The sequence below is a fragment of the Gordonia spumicola genome, assembly GCF_009932475.1.
In the GTDB taxonomy this organism is placed as follows: domain Bacteria; phylum Actinomycetota; class Actinomycetes; order Mycobacteriales; family Mycobacteriaceae; genus Gordonia; species Gordonia spumicola.
Map to the genome: position 1 here is coordinate 242,169 of NZ_BJOV01000005.1, position 26,167 is coordinate 268,335.

Here is a 26,167-nt window from a genome sequence, read left to right on the forward strand (position 1 = left end):
GTGAGCCGCGTCAACCGCCTCGAATGTGAGAAAATCCTCACATTCGACTTCGGCCGTCCCGATAGTCTTGGTGATCGTGACCGACCTGCCTGACGTGAACGCCCTCCGCGACCGCCTCTCCGACACCCGCTGGCGGCGGATCGACGTGGTCCCGGAGACCGGATCGACCAACGCCGACCTCATCTCGCGGGCCGACGCGGACGCCGACCTGGACGGTTCGGTGCGGATCTCGGGCTTCCAGTCGCAGGGACGCGGACGTCATGCGCGGGTGTGGAAGACGCCCCACGGACAATTGGCGATGTCGGCGGCCGTCGCCGTCACCGCGTCCGACACCGATCGCATCGGCTGGCTGTCGTTGTTGACCGGGCTCGCCGTCCGCGACGCGCTGCGCGAGGTCACGGGCGTCGATGTGGAACTGAAATGGCCCAACGACGTTCTCGCCCCGACCGTCGACGGTGAACCCGGAGGCAAGCTGTCGGGCATCCTGTGCGAGTTCCGCCCGAACAGTGACGGCGGTGGTGTCGCGGTGATCGGCACCGGTGTCAACCTCGACGTCGACCGGCGGGTGACGGACGGCGCCGACGCGGCGTCGGTCCGCGGCATCGGGGGAGCCGGGGCGTCGGCGACCGATGTGGCCGTCGCCTACCTCCGCGCCTTGTCCGCACGTCTCGCCGACTGGCCCGCGCACGTCGATCGGCTGGTCGGCGACTACCGCGCGGCCAGCGCGACCCTCGGCAGGCGGGTCCGCCTCATCCTGCCGGGCGACGTCGAGGTGATCGGGGAGGCCGTCGACATCGACGATCAGGGTCGCGTGATCGTCGACGGGCCGACCGGCCGCACCGTCGCGTCTGCGGGCGACGTCACGCACCTCCGCCCGATCTGAGGGTCTCAGCGCTGAGCTTTGCGGCGGGACGCCGTGCCCATCGTCGGGATGAGCAGGAGCACCGGAAGTCCGATGATCAGGTGCATCACCGCGGTGCCGATGCCGGTCGAGATCTCCGCGGACAGGGTGATCGGGATCACGACGCTGGCCGCGATGAGGAGCCCGACGATCCAGCGGTAGAACTGGTCGGGGGCAGGCGTCCCGACCTGCAGGAGGTACCAGAGGGCGCCGCCGAGGAGCGCGACGACGAATCCGACGAGGGCGAACCACAGTTCGTCCTGCGAGAGGGGATTCCAGACGCCGAACTGGCCGGAGTCGTTCACCTTCTGCGTGATCGAGCGGATGATCCAGCCGACGAGCCATGCGGCGAGACCGGTGACGACTCCGGTCATCAGGACGCCGCCGCAGAACATCAACGGATCGACGTCCGGTCCGCGGCGCTGCGACGGCCTGCGCCGCGGCTGCTCCGGTGCACGCGCGGCCGCGTACTGCGGTTCGGTGTAGTACGGCTCGGGGCTCTGCGGTTCGGCGTAGCGGCGGTCGGTGTACGACGACTGCGTGTACGGCTGCTGCTGGTTGTACGACTGCTGGGGGTAGTCGTCGAAGTCGTTCGCCTGGCTGTATGCGCGGGTCTGCGGATTCTGCTCGTTGCCGCGGTGCCGGGGATCGCGGGGGTCGTAGTTCGTCATGGTGAGAGGCCTTCGCGGTCGCGTACAGATCGGCTGGGTGAGTCCCAGTCGTTCAAGTGTACTGACGCACACTCGCGGTCCGGGTGCACCCAGTAGGCTCGGACAGCATGGGATATCCGCGCGAGAACCTCGCCCCCGGCGAACAGGTCGTCATCCACCGCCACCCGCATTGGAAATGTCTGATCGTCCCGGTGCTGATCTTCTGGATCGTCACCGCGGTCGCCGGTGTCGCGCTCGGCTTCATCCAGACCAGCGACTCGCTCTCGTCCGGACCGAGACTGTGGCTGACCGTGGCGGTCATCGTGGTGTGGGTCGCGGCCACCGGGTACTGGCTGGTCCGGCCGGTGATGTCCTGGCGGACGACGCACTTCATCGTCACCGACCGCAGGGTGATCTACCGCAACGGCATCATCACCCGGTCGGGCATCGACATCCCGATCCGCCGCATCAACACCGTCGAGTTCCGGCACGGACTGATCGACCGGATGCTCAGAACCGGCACCCTGGTGATCGAATCGGCGTCCGACGACCCGCTCTCGTTCGACGACATCCCCGACGTCGAAGCCGTCCACGCGCTTCTCTACCAGGAGCTCCTCGACGACGAGGACGACGAGGACGTCGTCGACGGCGGTCGGGGACGTCGCCGATGACGGGGGCCAGGAGCATCCTGCTCGCCGAGGACGATGCGGCGATCGCCGAGCCGTTGGCTCGCGCCCTCGCCCGTGAGGGACACGAGTGCGTCATCGCGTCGACCGGCACCGACGCGCTGGAGAAGGCGCTGTCGGACGAGTTCGCCCTCCTGATCCTCGACCTCGGACTGCCGGGCATCGACGGGCTGGAGGTGTGCCGCCGGGTGCGGGTGGAGCGTCCCGCGCTCGCGGTGCTGATGTTGACGGCGCGGACCGATGAGGTCGACTTCGTCGTCGGCCTGGACGCGGGCGCCGACGACTACGTCGGCAAACCGTTCCGACTCGCCGAACTCCTCGCCCGTGTCCGCGCGTTGATGCGCCGCAGCGGCGGCGAACCGGAAGACGTCGTGCTGGACTACGGCGACATCCAACTCGACTCCCGCGCCCGCCGAGTGGTCGTCGACGGGGCCGACCTGACCCTCGCCAACCGGGAGTTCGACCTGCTGCAGTTCTTGATGGCGCGGCCGGGACAGGCGTTGTCGCGCGACGAGATCATGACCGAGGTGTGGGGGTCGACGGACCTGCGGTCGTCGAAGACCCTCGACATGCACATCTCGTGGATCCGCCGGAAGATCGGCGACGATCAGACGGGCCGCCGCAAGCACATCGTGACCGTCCGCGGAGTCGGCTTCCGCTTCGACCCGTAGGTCCGCTGTGCGTCGTCGGATCCTCAAGATGATGATCGTCACCCTCGCGGCGATGGGACTGCTGCTCGGCTTGCCGATGACGGTCCTCACCTGGCAGTGGATGTCGCAGGAGGTGCGCGACAACCTGTCGCAGAGCCTCAAACGGATGTCCGAGCACGTCCTCGCCGAGGAGGCCGCGGGACGTGGTGTGCCGCCGGAGCAGCTCGACCTCGACCAGTTCCGCCTGCTGATCCCGGCCGGAGGACGACTCACCCTGCGGTCGTCGTACATCGACGCGCGCGGCGACACCCGGTACCGGAGCCGGGAGCTCGGTGATGCGCAGGAGGGCGGGTCGATCGCCGAATCGGTCAGCCTCGGCCCGCATTCGGAACTGACGCTGGAGATACCCGACGAGGCCGTCCGCCCGCAGCAGTTCGTGGCGATCGGCATCCTCCTCGTGGTGATCACCGGCGCGGTCAGCGGCGGCGCGATCGTCGCCGTCCTGACCGCGCGTCGACTGTCCGACCCGTTGACCGACGTCGCGGCGCGCGCGGCCGCGATGGCCCGCGGCGACTTCTCGTCCGACTGGCCGCGGTACGGCATCGACGAACTCGACAGGGTGGCCGAGGCGCTGTCGGACGCGAATCGCGAGATCGCGTTGCGCCTCGAGCGGGAGGGCGAGATCGTCGGCGACGTGTCTCATCAGCTGCGGAGTCGCCTGACCGCCGTCCACCTGCGGTTGGACGAACTGACGCTGCACGACGACGCCGCCGTGGTCGCCGAGGCGGAGGCGGGCCTGGAGCAGGTGGAACGTCTGTCCCGGGAGCTGGACGAGATGGTCGCGGCCTCCCGCGAGGACTCCGGGAGCAAGGGTGCCATCGACGCCGACGTCGTCGTGTCGACCCTGGTCGGTGACTTCGAGCCCGCGTTCCGGGCTCGCAGGAGGGAACTGGTGTCGGAGGTGGAGGGGCGGATCCCGCTGATCGCGGGCAAGCCGGGACGGCTGCGGGAAGCGCTGAGCGTTCTCATCGACAACTCGCTGCAGCACGGGGGAGGGACGACGACGGTTCGCGTGTCGAATCTGCCCGCCGCCGAGATGGTCCGCGTGACCGTGGCCGACGAGGGACCGGGCATCCCCGACGACATCGCGCTCGCCGTGTTCCGGCGGGGCTTCTCCGGCGGCAGTCGGAGCGGTGTCGGACTGTCGTTGTCGCGCGCGCTGGTGGAGGCGGACGGCGGCCGCCTCGATCTCGCGTCCAGGCGGCCCGCGGTCTTCTCGATCGTCGTCCCCACGCTGGCGAGGACGTCACCGGCGATTACGCGTGACCGAGTTCCTCATCGGTGAGCTCCTCTACGCTCGGATGGATGTCGGTGGAACCACCGTCACCGCCCTTGGGCTCGGCGTCCGGGAACGCGAATCGGCGCAGCGCCCAGAAGCGGAATCCCATGCCGAGGATGTTGCCGAGGATGAACGCGAGGAAGAAGTCGAGCACCACCAGTTCGAGGCCGTTGATGTTCGAGCGCATGTCGAAGACGTTGTTCGCCAGATACAGCGGGGCCGCGGTGATCAACACGGCGAGGCCGCTGATCCCGAAGAACAGCATCGCCTCATGATGCTTCTCGCGTCCGCCGCGGTTCTTGAACGCCCACTCGCGGTTGAGGACATAGCTGAGGATCGTCGCGACGACGCCGGAGATCACACGCGCGACGACCGGCTTCGGTTCGAGGATCGTGAAGATCAGCGCGTAGTAGACGACGGTGTCGACGACGAACGTGGTGCCGCCGACGATCGCGAACTTGATGAGCTCGTTGTGCTTCATCACCAGTCGATGCAGCGGGCCCGGCAGTTTCGAGACCACCTCGTCGATTGTCAGCACAACATTTGAGTGTACGTAATCGAGCGTTCGCAACCACATTCCCGCGGTCGATGCGGCGTTTCGAGGCAGACGTGACACCATTGACGCCGTGAGTTCCGCAGCGCGTCGAGGAGAGTCCGGAATGCCGACCGTCACCATGATCGGCGGTGGTCAGCTGGCCCGCATGACCCATCAGGCGGCGATCGCCCTCGGGCAGTGCCTGCGTGTCCTGGCCGCTTCGCCCGGCGATCCGGCCGCGCAGGTCAGCGCGGACGTCGTCCTCGGTTCGCATGACGAGCTCGACGATCTGCGCACGGCGGCCGCGGGCGCGGTCGCGTTGACGTTCGACCACGAGGGAGTGCCGCTCGAGCACCTCAGGGCGCTCGAAGCCGACGGCGTGGCGGTCCGTCCGCCGTCGAAGGCCCTGCGGTTCGCGCAGGACAAGCTCGACATGCGAAACCGGCTGTCGGACCTCGGTCTTCCCGTCCCCGAGTACGCCGACCTGTCGGGCGATGTGGCGTCGGCGCGCGAGAGGCTGATCGCGTTCGGCGAGGCCAACCGCTGGGACGTGGTCATCAAGGCCGTCCGCGGTGGATACGACGGCCGCGGTGTGTGGCTGGTCGGCGGCCGCGACGAGGCGCTCGACGTGTTCGACGCGCAGTCGGGCGGCGATACCGTCCTGATGGCCGAGCAGAAGGTGACGATGCGTCGCGAGCTGTCGGCGATGGTCGCTCGGTCTCCGTACGGTCAGGGGGCGGCGTGGCCCGTCGTCGAGACCGTTCAGCGGAACGGGCAGTGCGCGGTCGTGCTCGCACCCGCACCGGATCTCGACCCGGAGGTGGCCGAGCGCGCCCAGCAGATGGCGCTGCGCCTGGCCGACGAACTCGGCGTGGTCGGCGCGATGGCGATGGAACTGTTCGAGACCGCCGACGGGGAGCTCGTCGTCAACGAGCTCGCCATGCGGCCGCACAACAGCGGCCACTGGACGATGGACGGCGCGGTCACGTCGCAGTTCGAGCAGCACCTGCGCGCGGTGCTCGACTACCCGCTCGGCGACACGTCCGCGCGGGCGGAGGTCACCGTGATGGCGAACGTCCTCGGCGCCGAGCGGGCACCGGCGATGTCGGTCGACGAGCGGATGCACCACCTGTTCGCGCGGATGCCCGACGCGAAGGTCCACATGTACGGCAAGGGCGAACGCGCCGACCGCAAGGTGGGGCACGTGAACATCGTCGGCCGTCCGGGCGAGGACGTCGCCGTGGTCCGCGAGCGTGCTGAACGCGCCGCGCACTGGATGAGTCACGCCGTCTGGACCGACGGCTGGAACCCGCACGACTGACGCCGTTCGTACAACCGACCCGTCGTACGCGACACCCGAAGTGAACGGAGAATCGACATGACCGCACCCGCAGGACCCCGCGTCGGACTGATCATGGGCAGCGACTCGGACTGGCCGACGATGGAGGCCGCGGCGCAGGCGCTCGCCGAATTCGGCGTGCCGTTCGAGGTCGGCGTGGTGTCCGCCCACCGCACCCCGCAGCGCATGCTCGACTACGCGAAGAACGCGGCCGGGCGCGGCATCTCGGTGATCATCGCGGGCGCGGGCGGCGCCGCGCATCTGCCGGGCATGGTGGCGTCGGCGACGCCGCTTCCCGTCATCGGCGTCCCGGTCCCGCTCAAGTACCTCGACGGCATGGACTCGCTGCTGTCGATCGTCCAGATGCCCGCGGGCGTCCCGGTGGCGACGGTTTCGATCGGTGGAGCCCGCAACGCCGGACTGCTGGCTGTCCGTATCCTCGGTGCGAGCGATCCGGCGCTGCAGAAGTCGATGGAGTCGTTCCAGGCCGGCCTGGAGAGCATGGTCCTGGAGAAGGACGAGAACCTGCGCCGGACGCTACTCGACGGCTGATCGGCGACGTCGGACGAACAGCCAGCCGCCGACGGCGATCACGAGGAGACCGAGTGCGGTGGCCGCGCCGGTGACGACGCCGCGTCCGATGCGGTCTGCGTGGTCGTACACATAGGCGGGCTGGGCGTCGTCTGAGGTCAGCGAGTCGTCCGCCGACGACAGGTTGTTCGAGACAGTCGTCAGCGCGCCCTTGAGCTGACCGATGCCCGACGACAACGAGTCGGCGGCTTTGACGGTGTCGGCCTTCGCCGACGCGAGGGTGGTCAGCCCGTCCCGCAACTGGTTCGCCGCGGTCCGTGCCTGCGCGATGGCCCGGTCCACCTGCCTGGCCGCCGGGCCCGCGGCCGCGGTGGTCCGATCGAGTTCGGCACGCAGGGGACCGAGGTCGCCGAGCGTCGCCGCGATCTGCCTGCTCGCCGACTGGAGCGACTTGAGCTGTGCGATCGTCTTGTCGGCGCCAGGCACGTCGCTCCGCGAGAGGCCCGTGATGATCGGGGTGACGAGCTGGTCGACGTCCCGGGCCGACGACGCCAACGACTGCGCCTGTTCCAGACCTTTCGACACGCTCGTACCCAACCGCTGGATCTGCGCGGCGGCCGCCTGCAGGTCGGGTGCGGACGCGAGTCCGGCGGCCATCTGCTCGGCGGCGCCCGCCGCGGTGTCGATCGAGGCGAACGTCGGTTCGACGCTCGAGACCACTTTGTCGATGCCGGAGGTTCCGCTGTCGACGGCGGCCGACATCATGTCGATCATCATCTTCGCCGAGCCGACCGACTCCTGGGCCGATGCGACATCGTCCGGGCTGAGGTCCACCGCGGGCGGACGGATGGTGGGCGCGGTGGTCAGGAACACCGCGCCGCCTGCGACGAGTCCGGCGAAGACGACGGTCAGGAAGGCCACGGCCGGTACCACCAGCCGGGAGGCCGACGCCGGGCGAGGAGCGTCGTCGTGGCTCTCCGCAACATCGGGCTCGTCGTCGTGCAAGGCGTGACGAGGTGCGTCCATGAGCGTCATCGGGGTCTCCTGTTCGGTGTCGGTCCGTCGACGGGCAGACGTGGCCCGACCCTACGGACGCAAGCTGTCAGGACCCTGAGCGTGTGGCCGGACGCACACGCGACAAGACTTGAGGGGCGAATCGGTGTCACCACGCGACACCGATCCACTCCTCAACCGACCAGTCCGGCGATGACGTCGGCGGCCGTGGCGACACGCGCGGACCGAAAACCCGATCCGGCCCAGAGGTTGATGACGTCGGGGTCGGTGGACGCCGCCTTGCGGATGCCTCCGGTCAGCGTGTTGACCTGCGGGTACGCCGAGGGCGCGCGGCCGTCGTTGGCGCGGATGAACTCGTTCTCGAGGCCGCGGGCGAGGCGACCGGAGTAGGCGCGGGTCGTGACGGTCCGGGTGAAGCGCGGGTCGGCGAGAGCGTCCTTGTGCGCCTGCCGCGTTCCGGCTTCACGGGTGCGGAGGAGCAGCGTGCCGATCTGAGCGGCGACGGCTCCGGCGTCGAGGATGGCTCGGACGTCGTCCGCCGAGCCGACACCGCCCGCCCCGACCGTCGGCAGTCCGAGGTCGGCGACCGCAGCGACGAGGTCGAGGGTGTCGATCCGAGGATCGGCGTCGGCGATCGCGAACATCGCGCGGTGCCCGCCGGCCGAGAAGCCCTGTGCGCACAGCGAGTCGACGCCGGCCTCTACGGCCAGCCGCGCCTCGTCGACGCTCGTCACGGTCGACGACACGGCGATCCCGGCGTCGTGGAGACGATCGATGACGGCGCGGTCGGGGAGCCCGAAGGTGAACGAGACGACCGGGACCCGCTCGTCGACGAGGACGTCGATCTTGGCCGGGAACGCGTCGTCGGTGAACGCGACCTGCTCGGGGAGCTCCACTCCGACCCTGTCGGCGAGCGGCGTCAACCGTTCTCGGTAGGCGGCGAAGGCCGTGGCGTCGACGTCCACCCGCTCGGGGACGAAGAGGTTGACGCCGAACGGGCGGTCGGTGAGTGCCCGTGTCGCGCGGACGTCGTCGCGCAGCGTGTCGGGCGACACGTAGGCCCCGCCGTGGAAGCCGAAGCCGCCCGCCCGCGACACGGCCGCGGTCAGCGCCGGGGTGCTGGGGCCGCCTGCCATCGGCGCGCCGACGACGGGGACTGTCAGATCGGTGTCGAAACGGTACATGCTCACTCTCCGGTGACTCGTAGGACCTCCAGATCGACGCGGCTGCGCAGGACGAAGCCCATCGACTCGTACAGTGCGCGCGCCGGATTGTCGGCGGTGGTGTGCAGGAACGGTCGGGCGCCCTCGTCGTCTGTCACCGCGGCGACGGCGGCGACGAGCCGTCGAGCGAGCCCGCGTCCGCGCGCGTCGGGATGCGTGCAGACGGCGCTGATCTCGGTCCATCCCGGCAGTCGGAGGCGCTGCCCCGCCATCGCCATGAGTCGGCCGTCGGCGTCGCGCCAGCCGAGGTACGTGCCCATCTCGACGGTCCTCGGCAGGAACGGTCCGGGCCTGGTGAGCTCCACGAGCGCCGTCATCTCGGCCACGTCGGGCGGTCCGAGGACCACCAGCTCGGGATCGGCGACCCCGGCGACCGCCGAGCCCTCGTACTGGACGAGGTCGAATCGTTCGATGAACTCGAATCCCGTATCGGGCAGCGGGGTGCGACGATCGCGCAGCGACACCGTGTGTCCGACGCCGCCGAGCCGGGCGAGGTCCGCGTAGTCCTGTGCGGTCATCTCTCGCGGATGCCCGTAGAACACGGAGACGTCGCGTTCGAACGCCCTGATCCGGCCGGCGCTCCGTGCGAACCGACGTTGCGGCCCGGAGAGAGCCTGGGTGAACGGGTCGTCCAGGACGGCGCTCACGCGGCGAGTTTGCGCTGGAAGAACGCGATGATCGCGTCGAGCGTGTCGCGTGTCGGTTCGCCGGGCTCGTCGATGAGGTGCTCGGTGACCACCGAATGCGGCGGGATCAGAGCCGTCGGGTTGGCCGCGGAGTCGGGCAGTTCGACGCCGATGAAGTTGTCGCCCAACTGGTCGCGCAGGAAGGCGAAGCGGTCGCCGGGGACGAGCATGTCGCCGTCGAACCTGGCGCCGAACACCTCCAGCCCCTGCTTCGCGCAACGGTCCCGCACGCAGGCGAGGTCGGCGGGCGAGATGTCGATGTTCCTGCGACGTCCGGGAGTCACGCCGAGCGGCAGCGACGGCTGCGACAGGACCGGTGCGAGCATGACGTCGTCTACGGCCATGCCGAGCGCGAAACCGCCGCTCACGCACATGCCGATCGCTCCGACTCCGGGCCCGCGGCACTCGGCGTGCGCGTGGCGGGCCAACGCCCGCAGCCAGGTCACGACGCGGGAACTGCGGCCGGTCGCGAGGATCGTGAACTCGCGGCTCACGCAGACCTTGGTCAGGGTGCCGACCGATGTCGCGATCGACGCGCCGACGCCGCGGATCCCGTCGGGGCGGATGCCGACGCCGTCGATCCCGAACAGGGACGGCATGAAGACGGTGAATCCGGCGTCGACGACGCGCTCGGCGAACTCGATCACCTTCGGGGTGACGCCGGGGACCTCGGGGATCACGATCACCGCGGGTCCGGCGCCGCGTCGGTAGTAGTGGTGGGTGACGCCGCCGTCGGTGAAGTCGAGCCGATCGAACGCGTCGAGGCCCGCCATCAGGCGAGGCGTCCGTACAGGACCGACTCGGCGAGCATCGCGGGGATCCGCGCCGGCTTCACCACGTCGGGCGAGTCGGCGGGAAGCACGCGGGCACCCGCGACGTCGAGGCGTTCGCCGCCGCGGACGAGCGTGAAGCGTCCCGCGTGCAGGACGTTGCGGACCCAGTCGGAGTCGTCGCCGTACAGCAGGACGATGGACACGCGATCGTGGTCGACGAATGCGATGACCGGCGTCTCGTAGGTGGTGTTCGACTTGCGGCCGACGTGTTCGACGACGGCCCACGGTGCGATCCGCCCTGCCCACAGGCCCTGGATCGGGTTGGTGATGAACTTGTTCGCGTGCGCGACGGCGCGGGGGATCCTCACCCCACCAGCTTGCCTCATCGCCCGTCGGTTGGATACTTGGAGAGTGAGCACAGAGGCGGGTGTGTCTGATTCGGCCGATTTCCGCATGCAGGTGGTGGCCGAGTCGATCCGCCTGTTCGCCGAGCACGGCTACGAGGCGACGTCGGTCGACGTGGTCGCCGCGGCCGCGGGCGTGTCGCGTCGGACGCTGTTCCGTCAGTTCCGATCGAAGGAAGACCTGATCTTCGCCGATCACGAGGAGCTGCTGGCCGGGGTGGCCGAGCGTCTCCGGGAGCGCGACGACGACCCGTGGTGGGCGGTGTGCGCGGCGGCCGAGGGCGTCTTCGCGCATTTCGCCGATCATCGTGAGCTCGCGGTCGGTCGCTATCGCGTGGTGGCGCAGGTGCCTGCCCTGCGCGACCGAGAGCTCGTCACCACCTATCGCTATCAGCGGCTGTTCGAGGAGTCGTTGCGGCGCAGGCTCCCGGACGTCCCGCGCGTGCGGATCGTCGCCTATGCGGCCGCCGTCACGGGCGCCCACAATCTCCTGCTGCGGCAGATGGTCCGCGGCGACGAGACCGCGACCGCGCAGTTCCTGCACGACGAACTGCGTCGAATCCACGCGACCACTCAACGTCACGAGCGAGCAGGGGCCACTGCGGTCACGGTGGTCACTCATTCGGCCGATCTCACACCGGATGAGGTGGCCGACATTGTCCGGAACCGATTGACGCGGCACTGAGTGCCGTGATGAACTCATGAAGAACTAAATCGACGGCACTCAGTGACAGCGCGGGTGTCAGTAAGGAGTCACCACGATGGGCAAGTTCGGCAACCCCGATTTCGACCTCTTCCAGTTGCCGGAAGAGCACGAGGCTCTCCGCGAGGCGATCCGCGCACTGAGCGAGAAGGAGATCGCCCCCTACGCCAAGGAGGTCGACGAGAAGGCCCGCTTCCCCGAGGAGGCCCGCGCCGCACTCGTCGCCAACGGCTTCAACGCCGTCCACGTCCCCGAGCAGTTCGAGGGCCAGGGCGCCGACTCCCTCGCCGCCTGCATCGTCATCGAAGAGGTCGCGCGCGTCGACGTGTCGGCGTCGCTGATCCCCGCCGTCAACAAGCTCGGCACGATGGGCCTGATCCTGTCCGGCTCCGACGAGCTCAAGGCCAAGGTCCTCCCGTCGATCGCATCGGGCGAGGCCATGGCGTCGTATGCGCTGTCCGAGCGCGAGGCGGGGTCGGACGCCGCGTCGATGAAGACCCGCGCCCGCAAGGACGGCGACAGCTGGGTCCTCAACGGCTCCAAGTGCTGGATCACCAACGGCGGACAGTCCGCCTGGTACACCGTGATGGCCGTCACCGACCCGGAGAAGGGCGCCAACGGCATCTCGGCGTTCATGGTCCACAAGGACGACGAGGGTTTCACGGTCGGACCGCTCGAGCACAAGCTCGGCATCAAGGGCAGCCCCACCGCCGAGCTGTACTTCGAGAACTGCACCATTCCCGAGGATCGGATCATCGGCGACGAGGGCACCGGTTTCAAGACGGCCCTCGCGACCCTCGACCACACCCGCCCGACCATCGGCGCGCAGGCCGTCGGCGTCGCGCAGGGCGCCCTCGACGCCGCGATCGCGTACGTCAAGGAGCGCAAGCAGTTCGGCAAGACCATCAGCCAGTTCCAGGGCGTCGAGTTCATGATCGCCGACATGGCGATGAAGGTCGAAGCCGCTCGCCTCATGGTGTACTCGGCCGCATCGCGCGCCGAGCGCGGCCAGGGCCAGCTCGGTTTCATCTCGTCGGCGTCCAAGTGCCTGGCCTCCGACGTCGCGATGGAGGTCACCACCGACGCCGTGCAGCTGTTCGGCGGCGCGGGCTACACCACCGACTTCCCGGTGGAGCGCATGATGCGCGACGCCAAGATCACCCAGATCTACGAGGGCACCAACCAGGTCCAGCGCATGGTCATGGCCCGCGCACTCCTGCGCGGCTGACCGTCTGGCGCCGCCTCTCGACTGCGCTCGAGGATCGGACGCTGCGCTCGAGGAGCGCTCACCGATCCCCGAGCGCAGTCGTCCGGTTCCCCGAGCGCAGTCGAGGGGCTACACGAGCGGAGCCAGCGCGTCGCCGAGCATGCTCACGCGTCCCGGGATGTGACCGTTCGCCATCAGGTTCACCGAGAAGCCGTCGACGCCGGAGCCCTTCAGCGTCTCGAACGCGGCCGTGACCTCGTCGGGGTCGCCGGCGATGATGCTCCCGCGCCGCGCCGCTGCGGCGGGGACGCGTTCGATGTACGCATCCAGGTCGGCGACCGCCTCGTCGTGCGTCGGGGCGATGCACGCGTAGGTCTGCAGGCTGACGGTGATCTCCGAACGGTCGCGCCCGAGCCGCTCGCAGTGCTCGTCGAGGGCGGCCAGCTTGCGGCCGATGTCCTCGGGAGCGCAGATCAGGTTCGACTCGTCGGCGTACTGGGCCACCATGCGCAGCGTCTTGCGTTCGCCGCCGCCGCCGATCATCACCGGGATCCGGGACAGGGGAGCGGGCGAGTTGATCGCGTCGCGGACCGAGTACCACTTGCCGGCGAGCGTGGGGCGTTCGCCGCGGAGCATGCCGAGGACGATCTGGAGGGACTCCTCGAGCCGTTCGAACCGGTCGGTGAACGTGCCGAACGTGAAACCGAGGGAGTCGTGCTCCAACTCGAACCAACCCGCGCCGATGCCGAGTTGCGCGCGCCCGCCGGAGACGACGTCGAGCGCGGTCACGGTCTTGGCGAGCAACGCGGGCTCGCGGTACGTGTTGCCGGTGACCAGCGCGGACAGTCGCACCTTCGAGGTGTGCTGGGCCAGTGCCGAGAGCAGCGTGTAGCACTCGATCATCTCTTGATCGGGAGTCCCGATCATCGGGAGCTGATAGAAGTGGTCCATCACGAAGACGGTGTCGAAACCCGAGTTCTCGGCTTCGACCGCTTGCGCGACGATTGTCGGGAACAACTGGTCCGCGGGGACGTCGGGGTACGTGAAGTTGGGGATCTGATAGCCGAGCAGCGTCATGAGAACACGCTACTCACGCTTCACAGTCAGCGCAGGACGACGTCGACCTTCTCCGTCGCGGCGAGCGCGTCGATGCGGGCGTCGTCGGCGCCGCGGACCCAGACCAGAGATGCGCCCGCGAGCAGCGGAGCGGCGAAGTTGGCGACGAGGCCGTCGGCGCTCGCCCACTCCCGCGTCGAGAGCACCCGCTGACCGGCGGAGACGTCGGACGCGGCGGACGACACCGCCGAGGTGGGGAGATCGTTCACCGCCAGCGGGCCTGCGCCGCCCGGACGGTACTGATCGCCGTGGGTGCGGACGGCGTCGCCGAAGTCGCTGACGCCGAGCGGAAGGTCGCGCGATCCCATGGCGAAGGGATCCAAGGGCACGACGACCACCTCGTCGACGTCGTGCGCGTCGATTCCGTCGCGGGTCACGAACGCGACGAGCGGGTCCTGGCCCGCGTCGCCGACGAGCACCCGCGCACCCGCCCACCACGCACCGAGGACGACCGCAGCGGTCTGCCAGTGTTCGGGGAGGTCGACCCGCACGGCGTCGCCCGGAGCGACGCCGATCTCGTCGCGCAGGTAGTTCGCGATCTTCGCCGCCCAGTTGCCGAGCGTGGCGCCCGACAGTTCGGTGCGTTCGCCTGTGCCCTCGTCGTAGAAGGTGAACAGCGGCTGCGCGTAGTCGGTCAGGCGAGCCAGGACGAGTCCGGTGACGGTGTCGGTCATGCGTCCATCTTGGTGGACGGGCGTCAGTTGACGCAGACCGGGCCGTCCGAGTCGGCCTTGATGACCGAGGTCGACGACGACGTCGTTGGCGTCGAGGTCGGCGTCGTCTGCTGGTCCTGGCCCTGATCGCCGGTCTGCACGATCGAGCCGGTACCGGTGTACGTGTTCGTCAGGGCGACCCGCAGTCGGTCGTCCGGCAGCGACGAGTCCTCACGGATCTCGATGTTGCCGCCGAGGTCCTTGACGAGCTGCTTCGCCTTGTCGCTGTCTGTCGAATTCGCGAAGACGATCGAGTCGAACTCGTTCATCGGCTTGTTCGACGTGGTGCCCTTGGTGAAGCCGAGCCGGGTGAGCACGCCCATGACGTTCGCGGCGAGACCGTCGACGGTGGACGCGTTGACGACGTCGACCGTCACACCCGACCGCGGGTTGGACGGGGTCGACGGCGACGTCCGCCCGAGCAGTTTGGTGATGAACGTGTGGACCTGGTCGGGGTCCACGCCGAGCACGCTCTGTGTGCCGTCGTCGCTCCACGTGGGCTCGTCCGACACGGGAATCGTGGTGAACTTGATGTTTCCGCCGGTCAGGTCCTTGAGCTGTTCGGCGAAGCTGATGATGTTCCAGCCGTCGTCGATGACGACCGACCGCGACACGGCGTTCTCGAGTTCACTGAGCTTGCCCGGATCGGTGAGGGTCTGCGTCGAGAGGATCTTCTGTGCGAGTGAGGCCATGTACACCTGTTGGCGGGTGATGCGGTCGAGATCGCCGCGGGGCAGGTCGTGGCGTTGACGGACGAAACTCAACGCCTCGGGGCCGTCCAACGTCTGGCGTCCCTTGCGGAACCTCGCACCCGACAGCGGTTCGTTGACACTGTGCTTGAGGCACACGTCGACGCCGCCCACCGCGTCGGTGAGCAGTGCGAAACCGAGGAGTCCGACCTCGGCGTAGTGGTCGACGGTGACGCCGGTCAGATTGGCGACGGTGTCGATCAGGGCCTGACGGCCGGCTTTGGTGCCCGCGGCCTCGGCGGCCTCCTCGGACGCACCGGCCTCCACTTCGCGGATCCGGACCTCCTCGCGGGTGGCGCCGTACGCGGCGTTGATCTTGCTCTTGCCGATGCCGGGGATGTCGACGTAGGAGTCGCGGGGGATCGACACCGCGGTCGCCGCGGAACCGTCGTTCGGGATGCGGATCAGCAGGATCGTGTCGGTGCTGGTGGTGATGTCGCCCGCGACGCGGAGCCACTTGAGCTCCTCATCGGACATCGGGTTGCCTTTGGCGTCGGTCCGTGAGTCGGTGCCGACGAGCAGGATGTCGACGGCCCCGTCGTCACCGCCGCCGCCGAGCCCCAGGTCGTCGAGCTGGGTGACGGCCGAGTTCAACGAGTTGACGCGGCTCCATCCGAAGCCGGTGACGATCAGCACGGCGACGGTGAGCAGGGCGACGAACGACCGGCCGATGTACTTGGGCTTCACGCCGGCGACGGGACGCGTCGACCACGTGGTGACGGCGTCGCGGAACGATCCCGGAGGGGTCTTCTTCGGGGGCTTCCGCCTGGGTGCGCCCGCCCGGTCCGGTCGTCGCCGCCGGCTCGTGTGGATCTCCTCGGACGTCCGGCGGCGAGTCGCGCCGGTGTCGACCGGCGAGGGCCGACGCCGTCGGGGGCGCGCGTCGTCACGGGCGCGTTCGGCCCGAGCGTCTTCGCGGCGTTGATCCACGTGCGGAGGTGTCCCTTCGAGTCATGCGGGCCGCGGCGTCCCCGACGGCCGCTTAGTGCGTGTGTCCCTAGCAGAGGATACGTGCGCGCGGTGACCGCGCGGCGGAGGCGGTCCGGCGTGGGCGTCGCCGCACGGTTGTGGGATGCGGCACGATGGACCGCGTGAACTCTCCCGTCGTGTACGTCGTCGGCGCTGCCGGACAGTTGGGGTCCGCACTCCTCTCATCGCGGGCGACGCCCGACGATGTCGAGGTCAGGGCCCTGCGGTCGTCCGATGTGGACCTGACCTCGGACGAGTCGGTGCGGTCCGCGTTGAGTGGACTCCGGCGCGGCGATCGAGTGATCAACGCGGCGGCCTTCACCGACGTCGACGGCGCCGAGACGGAGCGCGAGGCCGCGTTCGCGGTGAACGCGGACGGCCCGCGCAGGCTCGCCGAGCAGACCGCTCGGGCGGGGGCGCGGCTGATCCAGGTGTCGACCGACTACGTGTTCGGCCCGGACGTACCGTATCGCCCGCTGCGCGCCGACGACCTCGGTGCGGCGCCGACGACGGTCTACGGCGCGTCCAAGCTCGCGGGGGAGCGCGCGGCGACCGCAGTCGATCCGTCGACGATCATTGTCCGCACCGCGTGGGTGTTCACCGGACGGCCGCCGGTCCGCGACTTCGTCACGACGATGATCGCGCTCGAGGCGCAACGCGACGAGCTGACCGTCGTCGACGACCAGACCGGGTCGCCGACGTACGCCCCGGACCTCGCCGGCGGACTGTGGGAGGTCGCGCGCCGCGCCGATTCGATCGCCGGGGACGTGCTGAATGCGACGAACTCCGGCGAGGGCACGTGGTGTGATCTCGCGCGCGCCGTGTTCTCCGAGATGGGAGCCGATCCGGAGCGCGTCCGCCCCTGCACGACGGACGAATTCCCACGTCCGGCACCGCGTCCGCCCTATTCGGTGCTGTCAGGTCGGGCGTGGGCGGATGCCGGTCTCCGTCCCCTCCGACCGTGGCGCGCCGCGCTCGCCGAGGCGCTCGGAGGCCGTCGGTCGGGTTAGTCTGACGCGGTGACTGCTCCTTTCGGAGTGGTGACCGTGACGTACTCGTCCGGTGACTACCTCCACAACTTCCTGCGCACCCTCGGCGACGCGTCGACTCACACGGCGCCCGTCGTCATCGCCGACAACGGCTCCGACGACGGCGCGCCCGAGAAGGCCGCCGCCGAGTACGACAACGTCACGCTGGTGCACAGCGGCGGCAACATCGGGTACGGCGCGGCGATGAACCGCGGCGTGGCCGAACTGGATCCGGACATCGAGTTCATCGTCATCGCCAACCCGGACGTCGAATGGGCTCCGGGATCGCTCGACGAACTGCTCGCGGCCGCGGCTCGCTGGCCGCGAGCCGGAAGCCTCGGACCGCTCGTCACCGAGGTCGACGGATCGGTGTATCCGTCGGCACGAGCGGTCCCCGACCTGGTCTCGGGCACCGGACACGCCCTGCTCGGCGCGGTCTGGAAGTCCAATCCGTGGACGAGGGCATACCGCGACGGCGGCGTCGAGCCCGGCGACGAGACCGAACGTCCCGTCGGCTGGCTGTCGGGGTCGTGCCTGCTGGTGCGACGCAGCGCCTTCGACAGTGTCGACGGCTTCGACTCGCGCTACTTCATGTTCATGGAGGACGTGGACCTCGGCGACCGGCTCGGGCGCGCCGGGTGGCTCAACGTCTACGTTCCATCGGCCCGCGTGCTGCACGCGAAGAGTCATTCGGTGAGCAGACATCCCGAGAAGATGATCCCCGCGCATCACGCGAGCGCGTACCGTTTCAACGCCGACCGGAACCCGGGCGCGCTGCGTGCTCCGCTGCGCGTCGTCCTGCGCGCGGGCCTCGCCGTCCGCTCCAAGATCGCCGTCTCCGCGGCCCTGCGTGAGCAGCGTCGCGCGGGTCTGCGCTGATCGTCGCACCAGATTCTCTGATGGAAGGAACACCAACTGTGACACCGTCTGTGCAGGCACTCGTTCTCGTCGGCGGCAAGGGCACCCGACTGCGGCCGCTCACCTTGTCGGCCCCCAAGCCGATGCTCCCGACCGCGGGCGCACCGTTCCTCACGCACCTGCTGTCCCGCATCCGGGACGCCGGGATCACCGACGTCGTGCTCGGCACGTCGTACCAGGCGCACGTCTTCGCCGACCACTACGGCGACGGTTCGTCGCTCGGCCTGAACCTGACGTACATCACCGAGGAGCAGCCGCTGGGCACCGGCGGCGGCATCCGCAACGTGTACGACGCGCTCACCGCCGACACCGTGCTGGTCTTCAACGGCGACGTGCTCGGCGGCACGGACATCCGCGACGTGGTCGCCACACACCGCGAGTCGGGCGCGGAGGTCACTCTGCACCTGGTGCGTGTGAAAGACCCGAGGGCGTTCGGCTGCGTGCCGACCGACGCGTCCGGTCGGGTGACCGCGTTCCTCGAGAAGACGCAGGACCCGCCGACGAACCAGATCAACGCGGGCACCTACGTGTTCAACCGCGACGTCATCGGGGAGATCCCGGCCGGACGTCCGGTGTCGGTGGAGCGCGAGGTGTTCCCGTCGCTCCTCGCACAGGGTCGTCACATCCACGCGCACGTCGACGACGCCTACTGGCGCGACATGGGCACGCCCGAAGACTTCGTCCGCGGTTCGGCCGACCTGGTGCGCGGGATCGCGCCGTCGCCCGCATTGCAGGACGCCTGCGGCGAGTCGCTGGTCCTGGACGGAACCAACGTCGGCGCGGGTGCGGTCCTCATCGGCGGCACGGTGGTGGGACGCGGTGCGACGGTCGGCGCGGGCGCCAGGCTCGACGGCGCCGTCATCTTCGACGGTGCGACCGTCGAGGCCGGAGCCGTCGTCGAACGGAGCATCGTCGGCTTCGGCGCCCGAATCGGCGAGGGTGCACTGGTCCGGGACACCGTCATCGGTGACCGCGCGTCCATCGGCGCCCGCTGCGAACTGCTCCGCGGTGCGCGGGTGTGGCCGGAGATCCAGATCCCCGACAACGGCATCCGCTTCTCCACCGACGTCTGACGTCGGCCGGGGCCGGCGGGCTCAGTGGGCCTTGGCCGCGGCCAGCAGGCCCGTCCCGACGGGGATGATCGCGGGCAGGAACCGGTCGTCGTCGGCGACGATGGTCGCCGCCTCGCGGGCGGCGAGGGTGCGCGGGTCCGTGGCCGTCGGGTCGTCGAGGGTGCCGCCCGCCGACGCGTTGTTCACCACGAGCAGCCCGCCGGGGCGCAGGATGCGCACGGCCTCGGTGACGAACGCCGGGTACGACAGCAGGTTGCCGTCGACGAAGACGAGGTCGTACGTGGTGTCGGCGAGCCTGGTCAGCACGTCGGACGGCGCGCCGTTGATCAGGCGAGTGCGCCCCGGCGCGATGTCCGCGTCGGTGAACGACTCCCGTGCCGCCCGGTGATGTTCGGGTTCGGGGTCGATGGTGGTGAGGACGCCCGTCGCGGGCATCCCCGCGAGCAGCCACAGCCCGCTGACACCGGTCCCGGTGCCGATCTCGACCACGTGCTGTGCGCCCGCGGTGCGGGCGAGCAGCGAGAGGAGCGCGCCCGTCGCCGGGCTGATCGCGGGTGCGCCGAGTTCTTCGCCGCGCAGGCGTGCGCCCACGAGGGCGTCGTCTTCGATGATGGCGGCCTCGGCGTAGGCGTGCAGGCGCGTGATGCGGTCCGGCGACGTCGTGTCAGTCATGTGAATGAGAGTGCCACACCGGCTTCGTGTCGTAGTCCCACCACGCCGGACCAGGGACTTTCGCAAACTCAGGAAACACTCAGCCAGCTCTGGGTCCGCCCACATTCCACTACGACAGGCTCATAGTCGATGGTCCGGAATATCGATCGCGACACCGACGTTGCAGCGTCATACAGCACGACGACTGCCGGTGCTTCCGTGAAGAAAGGAACTGGCACCTTCCCGATGAGCCTTCACCCGAGCACTCCCGCCGACTCCACGCGCGATTCATTCCGCGGGACGGCTGGATTCGATGCGACCGGCGATCAGAACATGATGCCGTCCTGGGACGAACTCGTCGCCGAGCACGCGGACCGCGTCTACCGCCTCGCCTACCGGTTGTCGGGCAATCAGCATGACGCGGAGGACCTGACGCAGGAGACGTTCATCCGCGTGTTCCGGTCGTTGACCAGCTACAAGCCCGGCACGTTCGAGGGCTGGCTGCACCGCATCACGACCAACCTGTTCCTGGACATGGTGCGTCGTCGCAGCAAGATCCGCATGGAGGCGCTGGAGTCGACGTACGACAAGATCCCGACCGACACCCCCGATCCGCAGCAGGCCTACGCCGACGCGAATCTCGGTCCCGATCTGCAGGCCGCTCTCGACTCGTTGGCGCCGGAGTTCCGTGCCGCGGTCGTCCTGTGCGACATCGAAGGCCTGTCGTACGAGGAGGTCGGCACGACGCTCGGCGTCAAGATGGGCACCGTCCGCAGCCGCATCCACCGCGGACGTCAGGGGATTCGCGAGTTCCTCGCGGCTCGCGGGCAGACCGACAGCCGGTCGGTCGCCGTCGCCAGTGAGGTCTGATCGCGTAGGCTGGGCCCGAGCAGATCATGTCGGGCCGCACGAGCAGCCCGTGTTGGGAAGGGCGGCACCCGTGGGCCTTGGTCACACACGACGTTCTTCTGGTGATCGCTGGGCGCCGATCGGCTCGTCGATCGCCCCGAATCCCAATCATCGACCGTCGCCCGACTTCGCGCCGACCGAACATCTCGCGGTCGAGGCCGTCGTCGCCTATGTCGACAACGAATTGTCGAAGACTGCGGCCGGACGCGCCGACGCCCATCTCGCGATGTGCCCGCGTTGTTCGGACGAGGTCGCCAATCAGGCTCGCGCGCGTTCGTTGTTGCGCGAGGGCAATGACCTCACCGCGCCCCAGTCGTTGCTGGGCCAGCTGTGCCAGATCCCGACTCAGGAGTTCGACATGCGTCGTGCAGGCCGTTTCAACCGTCGGGGCCGCTGAGAAGTGAGCGATCGTATTCCCACCTCGCACGACGAGGCTGTGTTCGGGCGTCCGACGGGCGTCTCCGGTTCGTTCGACAAGACGCCGGACGTCGATCGTCCGCAGCCGACGATCGCGCCGCCGGATCCGGTTCTCGGCGAGGCGTTCGGGCGTCCGGACGGGGAGTCCGAGACGCTGCAGCGTGATCCGAACGCCGGCGACGTCGTCGACGACACCCCGGACGAGCCCGCGGACCCGTGGCGCGATCCGATGTCGGGTGTGGCGATGGACTCGCCCGCCGTGGCGGTCGCCGACGCCGTCGCGCCGTCGACGCCGGGCCCGAAGCTCGGCATCCGCGACGTGCTCATGGGAGGTCGCGTCCACGGATGGGCGCTCGCCACGTTGGGCATGGTCGCCCTGTTGATCGGTCTCGCCGGTGGCCTCGTCGGGCGGTGGACGGCGGAGGTCGTGACGCCGTTGAACTCGGATTCGGTGACGTTGAACGTCGACGACTCGGGCAACGACGACAGCGACAGCGCGACGCGGGTGTCCCGCGTGGCGCGGGCCATGGCCAACGCGGTGGTGACGATCGAGGTCCGTACGGCGTCGAGCGGCGAGACCGGTTCGGGTTTCGTGCTCGACAAGTCCGGTTACATCGCCACCAACAATCACGTGGTGACGACGGCCGCCACGGACAAGAACGCGAAGCTCGAGGCCGTCTTCGCCGACCGCACGCGGGTGCCCGCCCGGCTGGTGGGGCGCGACCCGAAGACCGACTTGGCGGTCATCAAGGTCGACAATGTGAAGAACTTGACGGTGTCGACGCTCGGCGAGTCGTCGAAGGTGGAGATCGGCGAGGACGTCATCGCGTTCGGTGCTCCGCTCGGCCTCGACAAGACAGTCACGTCGGGCATCGTGAGCGCGGTCGACCGCCCGGTGCCGCTGCGGCCCGACGCCACGTCCGACACGGATGCGGTGATCAACGCGATTCAGACCGATGCGTCGATCAACCCGGGCAACTCGGGTGGCCCGCTCGTCGATTCGAAGGCCCGGGTGATCGGTGTGAACACGGCGGCGTTGACGCCGAGCGGCACATCGATCGGTCTGGGTTTCGCGATTCCGATCGACGAGGCGAAGCCGGTGATCGAGTCGCTGATCAAGACGGGCAAGATGGCGCATCCGACGATCGGCGTCTCCGCAGCCACGGTTCGCAACGACCGCGTGTTCGGTGCACAGGTGCGCGATGTCGCGCAGGGGAGTGCGGCGGCGCGTGCCGGGCTCCGCGAGGGTGATGTGATCACCAACTTCAACGGCCGGGCGATCGAGGGCGCGGACGAGTTGACCGTCGCCGTCCGGACGTCGAAGATCGACGGGGCGGTGAAATTCACCTACTGGCGTGAGGGTCGGACGTTCGAGGGTTCGATCACGCCGGTCAGCGACCAGTAGACGATCGGGCGTTAGCGATGTTCAGCAGTATCGGTTGGGGCGAGATCGTCGTCCTGTTGGCTGCGGGCCTCATCATTCTGGGACCGGAGCGCCTGCCCGGTGCCGTGTCGTGGACCATGCAGTCCATCCGGAAGGTCCGCGACTACGCGACAGGGGCGTCGGGCCAGCTTCGTGACGAGATGGGCACGGACTTCGATCAGTTCCGCGAGCCCATCAAGCAGATCAACGAGCTGCGCCAGATGACACCGAAGGGCATCGTCACGAAGCATCTGCTCGGCGGTGACTCGTCGTCTATCGATGATCTCGGCCGCTCCGTCCGCGAGACGTTGGACTTCGACGGCACTGCCGCGTCGACTCCCCGCGCGGTGGCCGAACCCGAAGGCCCGGACTTGTCGAAGCTCGGCTCCGCCGATGCCCCGGCCCCGCCGTCTAAAGTCAAGCGCACCCACGACTTCACCGACTGGGACGCCACCTGACGTCCCCTGGGACGTTGCTTCCTCGGTCGTTGAGCCAGGCCTGGAGCGTTGCTTTCCCACTCGTTGAGCAGGCGCCGGAGCGTTGCTTCCCGGTCGTTAAGCAGGCCCCGGAGCATTGCTTTCCCGGTCGTTGAGCCAGGCCCGGAGCGATAGCGGAGGGTCTGTGTCGAAACGCCGCAACAATCGCTGGGTCGGTCCTACTCGGGCATGCGGCCGATCGTCGCCTTAGTGAACGCGATTGCTCGTTCGCAGAGTTCTGGGACTGACGCGGTTGTCGCTCCGTTGTGGCTCACTGCCGTAATGACTATCGCTTTCCGCGACTCGACATACGCACTGCAGAATTCTCCACTTGAGTAGGTATGAAGCGCGACTCTGCGGTCGCCTATGGTTACTTTGTCCAGCCAAACGTCGTCGACGCCCGAACGTCTTCGTACTTCTTCCTGAATACCAGCAGAGTTGCTCACAGTCTGATTCCACAACCAGTGACCTTCAGTCGAGTTGTGGATGGATGTCCATCTGCACCCACGTGCTGTCTGTCCGTCAGTTCCGGCCGCGTCTCGGACCGATGTTCGATCGATTCCTAGAGTCGACAACTGACTTGCTGAGATTCCGTTGCACGGCTCATATGGTGTCCCGTCGTTGGCGCTGCTCCAACGGTGTTCGAACGATGTACTGAACGGCAGGCGCGCGCCGTTGTCGTCGAGCTGTCGGATGCCGCTTGACTTCTCAGGGTGTCCGGCCTCGGTGCAAGATGTTGTCGTCAGAATCCCGACGAGGGTGACGACGATCAGCGAGATTCTGTTCATCTATCGTGGGGCGGCTCTAGTTGAACTGCGCTGTTCCGATCGACTTCATACAATTGACTTCGAGCCATAGAAGCATTCGCTGCGAGCAGGTGCGCAGCTTCGGACAGGCTAGTCAACTCGGTACGTGCGCTCCGAAGTGAAGCCTGAAGCTTTGCGAAGAGGGCCGCTCCCTCCTCGCACCCGCGACCGAAGTAGTTCTGAGCGACTGTCGTCTCGAGCGACTGCCCAAGCTCGCCCAGCTCCACCCCAGCCTCCCGGGCGATCGTGGCTCGGTTGTGCCAGGCCGAGGATTCGTAGACGAACTCGCTCATGGGTGGCCTCCTCGGGTGGGTGAATTGTCCCTCTATTGGTTAGACGCACGGGATCCCTGTTCGGTTCCATCGACGCGCCGTGTCAGGTCGAGTTGATCGCCTGAATCGTCGAGATGGCGAACAGCCCGGCCAGCGTGCAGGGCAGGTCGTCGAAGGGGATGGTGCCCGGGCCGTGGTGCTGGGAGGTGGTCGCGACGGTCGATCCGTTGATGCGGAACTCATAGGTGCAGCGCTGGTGGCCGGTCGTCATCGACGTCATCTCAGGGACCCCGTTGGTGGATGCGATGTTGGTGGCACGTCGCGGGACGGGAGTCGGGTCGATCCAGTCGTCGGCCGGGGTGTCGGTCACGACTTGCGTGACGGTCCAGTCGGCGAGATAGCCGGTCGAGGCGTAGTCCCACGTGCAGCCCCGGCCGTTCGGGTAGCGCCGCTCGGCGGACGCATCGACGACGGTGCGCGGGTCGACGCGCATCTCGACCAGTTGGGTGTACGTGAACGCTGTGCACGGCTCGAACGACACTCCGTCGTTCTGAGCATTCCAGCGGTCGGGATTCGTGACGGTGAACGGCATCGTGCGGCCGACCGCGTCGACCTGCCTGATCGCGTGCGTCCCCGCGAGATGGTCGATACCCCACGCGGCTGCGCACACCACGACTGCTGCGGCCGCGATCGATGTCAGGATTCTCCTCATGCGTCTGACCCCCTTACAAGGTCAGACGCACGAAACCGGTGTCAGGTTCCATCCGAGGTGTTCAACGACAGACGAGGCACGCATGCATGCCTCGTCTGTCGTTGAAACCCTCGTTTGCGGGCTAGTGCCGCGTGGTGTCGATGCCCAGGCTCATGCCCGCGAGGCCGCGGCGTCGGACGGCGAGCTTGTCTGCGATCGCGCGCAGCGCCGATCCGGACGCCGATTCGGGCTTGGCGAGGACAACGGGGACGCCGGCGTCTCCGCCTTCGCGTAGGTCCTGTTCGAGCGGGACCTGGCCGAGGAGTTCGACGGGCGCGCCGACCGCGCGGGTCAGACGCTCGGACACCTGGGCTCCGCCACCCGAACCGAACGGCTCCATCCGGGACCCGTCGGGCAGCTCCATCCACGACATGTTCTCGACGACGCCGAGCACCTTCTGGCGGGTCTGCAGGGCGATGGCGCCCGCGCGTTCGGCGACCTCGGCGGCGGCTTGCTGCGGCGTGGTGACGACGAGGATCTCCGCGCCGGGGATCAGCTGCGCGATGGAGATCGCGACGTCGCCGGTGCCCGGCGGAAGGTCGAGGAGCAGGACATCGAGGTCGCCCCAGTAGACGTCGGCCAAGAACTGCTGCAGCGCGCGGTGAAGCATCGGGCCGCGCCAGGTGACCGGCGTGTTCCCGTCCGTGAACTGGCCGATCGAGATGAACTTCACGCCGTGGCTCTGCGGCGGCATGATCATCGACTCGACCTGGGTGGGCTTCGCGTCGCTGCCGAGCATGCGGGGCACGCTGTGACCGTAGATGTCGGCGTCGAGCACGCCGACGGACAGGCCGCGGTCGGCGAGCGCCGTCGCCAGATTCACGGTGACGCTCGACTTGCCGACGCCGCCCTTGCCCGACGCGATCGCGTACACGCGAGTGAGGTTGCCGGGTTTGGCGAACGGGATCTCCGGCTCGGCCTTGTCGCCTCGGAGCTTCTTGCGCAGTTCGGTGCGCTGCTCGTCGTCCATCACGTCGAGTTCCACGCGGACGGCTCCGACCCCGGGAACGTCGGCGACGGCGGTCGACACGCGGTCGGCGATCTCGGTGCGCATCGGACAACCGGAGGTGGTCAGGTACACGCCGATGTCGACGCTGCCGTCGTCCGCGATCGCGACGGATTTCACCATGCCGAGATCGGTGATCGGCTTGCCGATCTCGGGATCGGCGACCTTGCTCAACGCGGATCGGACCGCGGCTTCGGTAGGTGTGCTCACCAGGCCAGTCTAGGGCGTGCCCCGGTGGCCGCCCCACAG

General features: G+C 68.6%; 29 protein-coding genes. 15 read left to right on the forward strand and 14 right to left on the reverse strand.

The genetic code is table 11. The features are described from left to right. Window positions 1-70: 70 nt before the first annotated feature. On the forward strand, window positions 71-883 hold the full coding sequence (locus GYB83_RS12370; protein WP_161895814.1) for a biotin--[acetyl-CoA-carboxylase] ligase: 813 nt from the start codon (window positions 71-73) through the stop codon (window positions 881-883). A gap of 5 nt (window positions 884-888) precedes the next feature. On the opposite strand, the gene GYB83_RS12375 is transcribed toward GYB83_RS12370, so the two are convergent. Beyond that, the gene (locus GYB83_RS12375; protein WP_161895815.1) at window positions 889-1,572 is read right to left on the reverse strand and encodes a DUF6069 family protein; all 684 of its coding nucleotides are present in this window, start codon (window positions 1,570-1,572) and stop codon (window positions 889-891) included. Window positions 1,573-1,679: 107 nt separating this feature from the next. Between GYB83_RS12375 and GYB83_RS12380 the strand changes: the two genes are divergently transcribed. The 3 genes from GYB83_RS12380 to GYB83_RS12390 are packed head-to-tail and all read left to right on the forward strand — an operon-like array spanning window position 1,680 to window position 4,232. Beyond that, the gene (locus tag GYB83_RS12380) at window positions 1,680-2,222 is read left to right on the forward strand and encodes a PH domain-containing protein (RefSeq protein WP_161895816.1); all 543 of its coding nucleotides are present in this window, start codon (window positions 1,680-1,682) and stop codon (window positions 2,220-2,222) included. Next, entirely contained in the window at window positions 2,219-2,908 is a 690-nt protein-coding gene (locus GYB83_RS12385; protein WP_161895817.1) for a response regulator transcription factor, read from the forward strand. The genes GYB83_RS12380 and GYB83_RS12385 overlap by 4 nt, the downstream gene beginning before the upstream one ends. Before the next feature lie 7 nt (window positions 2,909-2,915). Further along, window positions 2,916-4,232, forward strand: coding sequence for a sensor histidine kinase (locus GYB83_RS12390; RefSeq protein ID WP_161895818.1), 1,317 nt, complete (start codon window positions 2,916-2,918; stop codon window positions 4,230-4,232). Here the strand turns inward: GYB83_RS12390 and GYB83_RS12395 are convergent. After that, window positions 4,204-4,764, reverse strand: a complete 561-nt coding sequence (locus tag GYB83_RS12395; RefSeq protein ID WP_161895819.1) for a GtrA family protein — start codon at window positions 4,762-4,764, stop codon at window positions 4,204-4,206. The genes GYB83_RS12390 and GYB83_RS12395 overlap by 29 nt on opposite strands. 79 nt (window positions 4,765-4,843) lie before the next feature. Between GYB83_RS12395 and GYB83_RS12400 the strand changes: the two genes are divergently transcribed. Then, a complete protein-coding gene (locus GYB83_RS12400) occupies window positions 4,844-6,082 on the forward strand; it encodes a 5-(carboxyamino)imidazole ribonucleotide synthase (RefSeq protein ID WP_371865335.1) in 1,239 nt (412 codons plus the stop codon). A 57-nt stretch (window positions 6,083-6,139) separates the two neighbouring features. Beyond that, the gene (gene purE / locus GYB83_RS12405; RefSeq protein WP_161895821.1) at window positions 6,140-6,652 is read left to right on the forward strand and encodes a 5-(carboxyamino)imidazole ribonucleotide mutase; all 513 of its coding nucleotides are present in this window, start codon (window positions 6,140-6,142) and stop codon (window positions 6,650-6,652) included. Here the strand turns inward: purE and GYB83_RS12410 are convergent. The 5 genes from GYB83_RS12410 to GYB83_RS12430 all read right to left on the reverse strand — a co-directional run bounded on the left by GYB83_RS12410 (window position 6,638) and on the right by GYB83_RS12430 (window position 10,695). Further along, window positions 6,638-7,666 carry a hypothetical protein gene (locus GYB83_RS12410; RefSeq protein ID WP_161895822.1) on the reverse strand — a complete coding sequence of 343 codons (1,029 nt, stop codon included), beginning with the start codon at window positions 7,664-7,666 and terminating at the stop codon, window positions 6,638-6,640. The two genes, purE and GYB83_RS12410, sit on opposite strands and share 15 nt — an antisense overlap. Window positions 7,667-7,818: 152 nt before the next feature. Continuing rightward, window positions 7,819-8,829 carry a nitronate monooxygenase gene (locus GYB83_RS12415; protein ID WP_161895823.1) on the reverse strand — a complete coding sequence of 337 codons (1,011 nt, stop codon included), beginning with the start codon at window positions 8,827-8,829 and terminating at the stop codon, window positions 7,819-7,821. 2 nt (window positions 8,830-8,831) lie between these two features. After that, entirely contained in the window at window positions 8,832-9,515 is a 684-nt protein-coding gene (locus tag GYB83_RS12420) for a GNAT family N-acetyltransferase (RefSeq protein ID WP_161895824.1), read from the reverse strand. After that, the gene (locus tag GYB83_RS12425) at window positions 9,512-10,327 is read right to left on the reverse strand and encodes a dienelactone hydrolase family protein (protein WP_161895825.1); all 816 of its coding nucleotides are present in this window, start codon (window positions 10,325-10,327) and stop codon (window positions 9,512-9,514) included. Before GYB83_RS12425 ends, GYB83_RS12420 begins: the two co-directional genes overlap by 4 nt. Continuing rightward, a complete protein-coding gene (locus GYB83_RS12430; protein ID WP_161895826.1) occupies window positions 10,327-10,695 on the reverse strand; it encodes a nitroreductase family deazaflavin-dependent oxidoreductase in 369 nt (122 codons plus the stop codon). Before GYB83_RS12430 ends, GYB83_RS12425 begins: the two co-directional genes overlap by 1 nt. A gap of 85 nt (window positions 10,696-10,780) precedes the next feature. Between GYB83_RS12430 and GYB83_RS12435 the strand changes: the two genes are divergently transcribed. Further along, window positions 10,781-11,416, forward strand: a complete 636-nt coding sequence (locus GYB83_RS12435; protein WP_161897488.1) for a TetR/AcrR family transcriptional regulator — start codon at window positions 10,781-10,783, stop codon at window positions 11,414-11,416. A 76-nt stretch (window positions 11,417-11,492) separates the two neighbouring features. Then, window positions 11,493-12,662 (forward strand): acyl-CoA dehydrogenase, encoded by a 1,170-nt coding sequence (locus tag GYB83_RS12440; RefSeq protein WP_161895827.1) that lies wholly within the window; start codon window positions 11,493-11,495, stop codon window positions 12,660-12,662. A gap of 108 nt (window positions 12,663-12,770) precedes the next feature. Here GYB83_RS12440 and GYB83_RS12445 read toward each other — a convergent pair whose 3' ends face one another. The 3 genes from GYB83_RS12445 to GYB83_RS12455 are packed head-to-tail and all read right to left on the reverse strand — an operon-like array spanning window position 12,771 to window position 16,149. After that, window positions 12,771-13,718, reverse strand: coding sequence for an LLM class F420-dependent oxidoreductase (locus GYB83_RS12445; protein WP_161895828.1), 948 nt, complete (start codon window positions 13,716-13,718; stop codon window positions 12,771-12,773). A 26-nt stretch (window positions 13,719-13,744) separates the two neighbouring features. Continuing rightward, the gene (locus GYB83_RS12450; protein ID WP_161895829.1) at window positions 13,745-14,431 is read right to left on the reverse strand and encodes a TIGR03089 family protein; all 687 of its coding nucleotides are present in this window, start codon (window positions 14,429-14,431) and stop codon (window positions 13,745-13,747) included. Between the two features lie 23 nt (window positions 14,432-14,454). Beyond that, window positions 14,455-16,149: an LCP family protein gene (locus GYB83_RS12455; RefSeq protein WP_161895830.1), complete on the reverse strand. Its 1,695-nt coding sequence runs from the start codon at window positions 16,147-16,149 to the stop codon at window positions 14,455-14,457. Window positions 16,150-16,301: 152 nt separating this feature from the next. Between GYB83_RS12455 and rfbD the strand changes: the two genes are divergently transcribed. Genes rfbD through manB form a run of 3 tightly spaced genes read left to right on the forward strand, consistent with a single transcriptional unit; the run spans window position 16,302 to window position 19,207 of the window. Further along, on the forward strand, window positions 16,302-17,198 hold the full coding sequence (gene rfbD / locus GYB83_RS12460; protein WP_161895831.1) for a dTDP-4-dehydrorhamnose reductase: 897 nt from the start codon (window positions 16,302-16,304) through the stop codon (window positions 17,196-17,198). Between the two features lie 9 nt (window positions 17,199-17,207). Next, on the forward strand, window positions 17,208-18,095 hold the full coding sequence (locus GYB83_RS12465; protein ID WP_161895832.1) for a glycosyltransferase family 2 protein: 888 nt from the start codon (window positions 17,208-17,210) through the stop codon (window positions 18,093-18,095). 20 nt (window positions 18,096-18,115) lie between these two features. Next, window positions 18,116-19,207: a mannose-1-phosphate guanylyltransferase gene (gene manB / locus GYB83_RS12470; RefSeq protein ID WP_161895833.1), complete on the forward strand. Its 1,092-nt coding sequence runs from the start codon at window positions 18,116-18,118 to the stop codon at window positions 19,205-19,207. A gap of 21 nt (window positions 19,208-19,228) precedes the next feature. Here the strand turns inward: manB and GYB83_RS12475 are convergent, their stop codons facing one another. Further along, the gene (locus GYB83_RS12475) at window positions 19,229-19,879 is read right to left on the reverse strand and encodes an O-methyltransferase (protein WP_161895834.1); all 651 of its coding nucleotides are present in this window, start codon (window positions 19,877-19,879) and stop codon (window positions 19,229-19,231) included. Window positions 19,880-20,008: 129 nt separating this feature from the next. On the opposite strand from GYB83_RS12475, the gene sigE reads away from it, so the two are divergent. The 4 genes from sigE (at window position 20,009) to tatB (ending at window position 23,065) form a co-directional block, all read left to right on the forward strand. Continuing rightward, window positions 20,009-20,728 (forward strand): RNA polymerase sigma factor SigE, encoded by a 720-nt coding sequence (sigE, locus tag GYB83_RS12480; protein ID WP_161895835.1) that lies wholly within the window; start codon window positions 20,009-20,011, stop codon window positions 20,726-20,728. Between the two features lie 70 nt (window positions 20,729-20,798). Beyond that, window positions 20,799-21,164, forward strand: a complete 366-nt coding sequence (locus GYB83_RS12485; RefSeq protein WP_161895836.1) for an anti-sigma factor family protein — start codon at window positions 20,799-20,801, stop codon at window positions 21,162-21,164. Window positions 21,165-21,167: 3 nt separating this feature from the next. Next, the gene (locus tag GYB83_RS12490; protein WP_161895837.1) at window positions 21,168-22,589 is read left to right on the forward strand and encodes a S1C family serine protease; all 1,422 of its coding nucleotides are present in this window, start codon (window positions 21,168-21,170) and stop codon (window positions 22,587-22,589) included. A gap of 17 nt (window positions 22,590-22,606) precedes the next feature. Continuing rightward, complete coding sequence (gene tatB, locus GYB83_RS12495) at window positions 22,607-23,065, forward strand: Sec-independent protein translocase protein TatB (RefSeq protein ID WP_161895838.1); 459 nt, start codon at window positions 22,607-22,609, stop codon at window positions 23,063-23,065. Between the two features lie 197 nt (window positions 23,066-23,262). Here the strand turns inward: tatB and GYB83_RS24120 are convergent, their stop codons facing one another. The 3 genes from GYB83_RS24120 to GYB83_RS12510 all read right to left on the reverse strand — a co-directional run bounded on the left by GYB83_RS24120 (window position 23,263) and on the right by GYB83_RS12510 (window position 26,128). Next, window positions 23,263-23,871: a DUF3558 family protein gene (locus GYB83_RS24120; RefSeq protein ID WP_161895839.1), complete on the reverse strand. Its 609-nt coding sequence runs from the start codon at window positions 23,869-23,871 to the stop codon at window positions 23,263-23,265. A 393-nt stretch (window positions 23,872-24,264) separates the two neighbouring features. Next, window positions 24,265-24,873: a DUF3558 family protein gene (locus GYB83_RS12505; protein ID WP_161895840.1), complete on the reverse strand. Its 609-nt coding sequence runs from the start codon at window positions 24,871-24,873 to the stop codon at window positions 24,265-24,267. Window positions 24,874-24,994: 121 nt separating this feature from the next. Then, window positions 24,995-26,128 (reverse strand): Mrp/NBP35 family ATP-binding protein, encoded by a 1,134-nt coding sequence (locus GYB83_RS12510; protein ID WP_161895841.1) that lies wholly within the window; start codon window positions 26,126-26,128, stop codon window positions 24,995-24,997. Between the last annotated feature and the right edge of the window lie 39 nt (window positions 26,129-26,167).

Excerpts from the sequence above, each read along its gene's own strand:
- GYB83_RS12410 (WP_161895822.1), bottom strand. The coding sequence starts at position 7,666 with ATGACGCTCATGGACGCACCTCGTCACGCCTTGCACGACGACGAGCCC.
- GYB83_RS12385 (WP_161895817.1), top strand. The coding sequence starts at position 2,219 with ATGACGGGGGCCAGGAGCATCCTGCTCGCCGAGGACGATGCGGCGATC.
- GYB83_RS12445 (WP_161895828.1), bottom strand. The coding sequence starts at position 13,718 with ATGACGCTGCTCGGCTATCAGATCCCCAACTTCACGTACCCCGACGTC.
- GYB83_RS12425 (WP_161895825.1), bottom strand. The coding sequence starts at position 10,327 with ATGGCGGGCCTCGACGCGTTCGATCGGCTCGACTTCACCGACGGCGGC.
- GYB83_RS12440 (WP_161895827.1), top strand. The coding sequence starts at position 11,493 with ATGGGCAAGTTCGGCAACCCCGATTTCGACCTCTTCCAGTTGCCGGAA.
- sigE (WP_161895835.1), top strand. The coding sequence starts at position 20,009 with ATGGTCCGGAATATCGATCGCGACACCGACGTTGCAGCGTCATACAGC.
- rfbD (WP_161895831.1), top strand. The coding sequence starts at position 16,302 with ATGGACCGCGTGAACTCTCCCGTCGTGTACGTCGTCGGCGCTGCCGGA.
- GYB83_RS12505 (WP_161895840.1), bottom strand. The coding sequence starts at position 24,873 with ATGAGGAGAATCCTGACATCGATCGCGGCCGCAGCAGTCGTGGTGTGC.
- GYB83_RS12375 (WP_161895815.1), bottom strand. The coding sequence starts at position 1,572 with ATGACGAACTACGACCCCCGCGATCCCCGGCACCGCGGCAACGAGCAG.
- manB (WP_161895833.1), top strand. The coding sequence starts at position 18,116 with ATGGAAGGAACACCAACTGTGACACCGTCTGTGCAGGCACTCGTTCTC.
- GYB83_RS12475 (WP_161895834.1), bottom strand. The coding sequence starts at position 19,879 with ATGACTGACACGACGTCGCCGGACCGCATCACGCGCCTGCACGCCTAC.
- GYB83_RS12450 (WP_161895829.1), bottom strand. The coding sequence starts at position 14,431 with ATGACCGACACCGTCACCGGACTCGTCCTGGCTCGCCTGACCGACTAC.
- tatB (WP_161895838.1), top strand. The coding sequence starts at position 22,607 with ATGTTCAGCAGTATCGGTTGGGGCGAGATCGTCGTCCTGTTGGCTGCG.
- GYB83_RS24120 (WP_161895839.1), bottom strand. The coding sequence starts at position 23,871 with ATGAACAGAATCTCGCTGATCGTCGTCACCCTCGTCGGGATTCTGACG.
- GYB83_RS12380 (WP_161895816.1), top strand. The coding sequence starts at position 1,680 with ATGGGATATCCGCGCGAGAACCTCGCCCCCGGCGAACAGGTCGTCATC.
- purE (WP_161895821.1), top strand. The coding sequence starts at position 6,140 with ATGACCGCACCCGCAGGACCCCGCGTCGGACTGATCATGGGCAGCGAC.
- GYB83_RS12415 (WP_161895823.1), bottom strand. The coding sequence starts at position 8,829 with ATGTACCGTTTCGACACCGATCTGACAGTCCCCGTCGTCGGCGCGCCG.
- GYB83_RS12435 (WP_161897488.1), top strand. The coding sequence starts at position 10,781 with ATGCAGGTGGTGGCCGAGTCGATCCGCCTGTTCGCCGAGCACGGCTAC.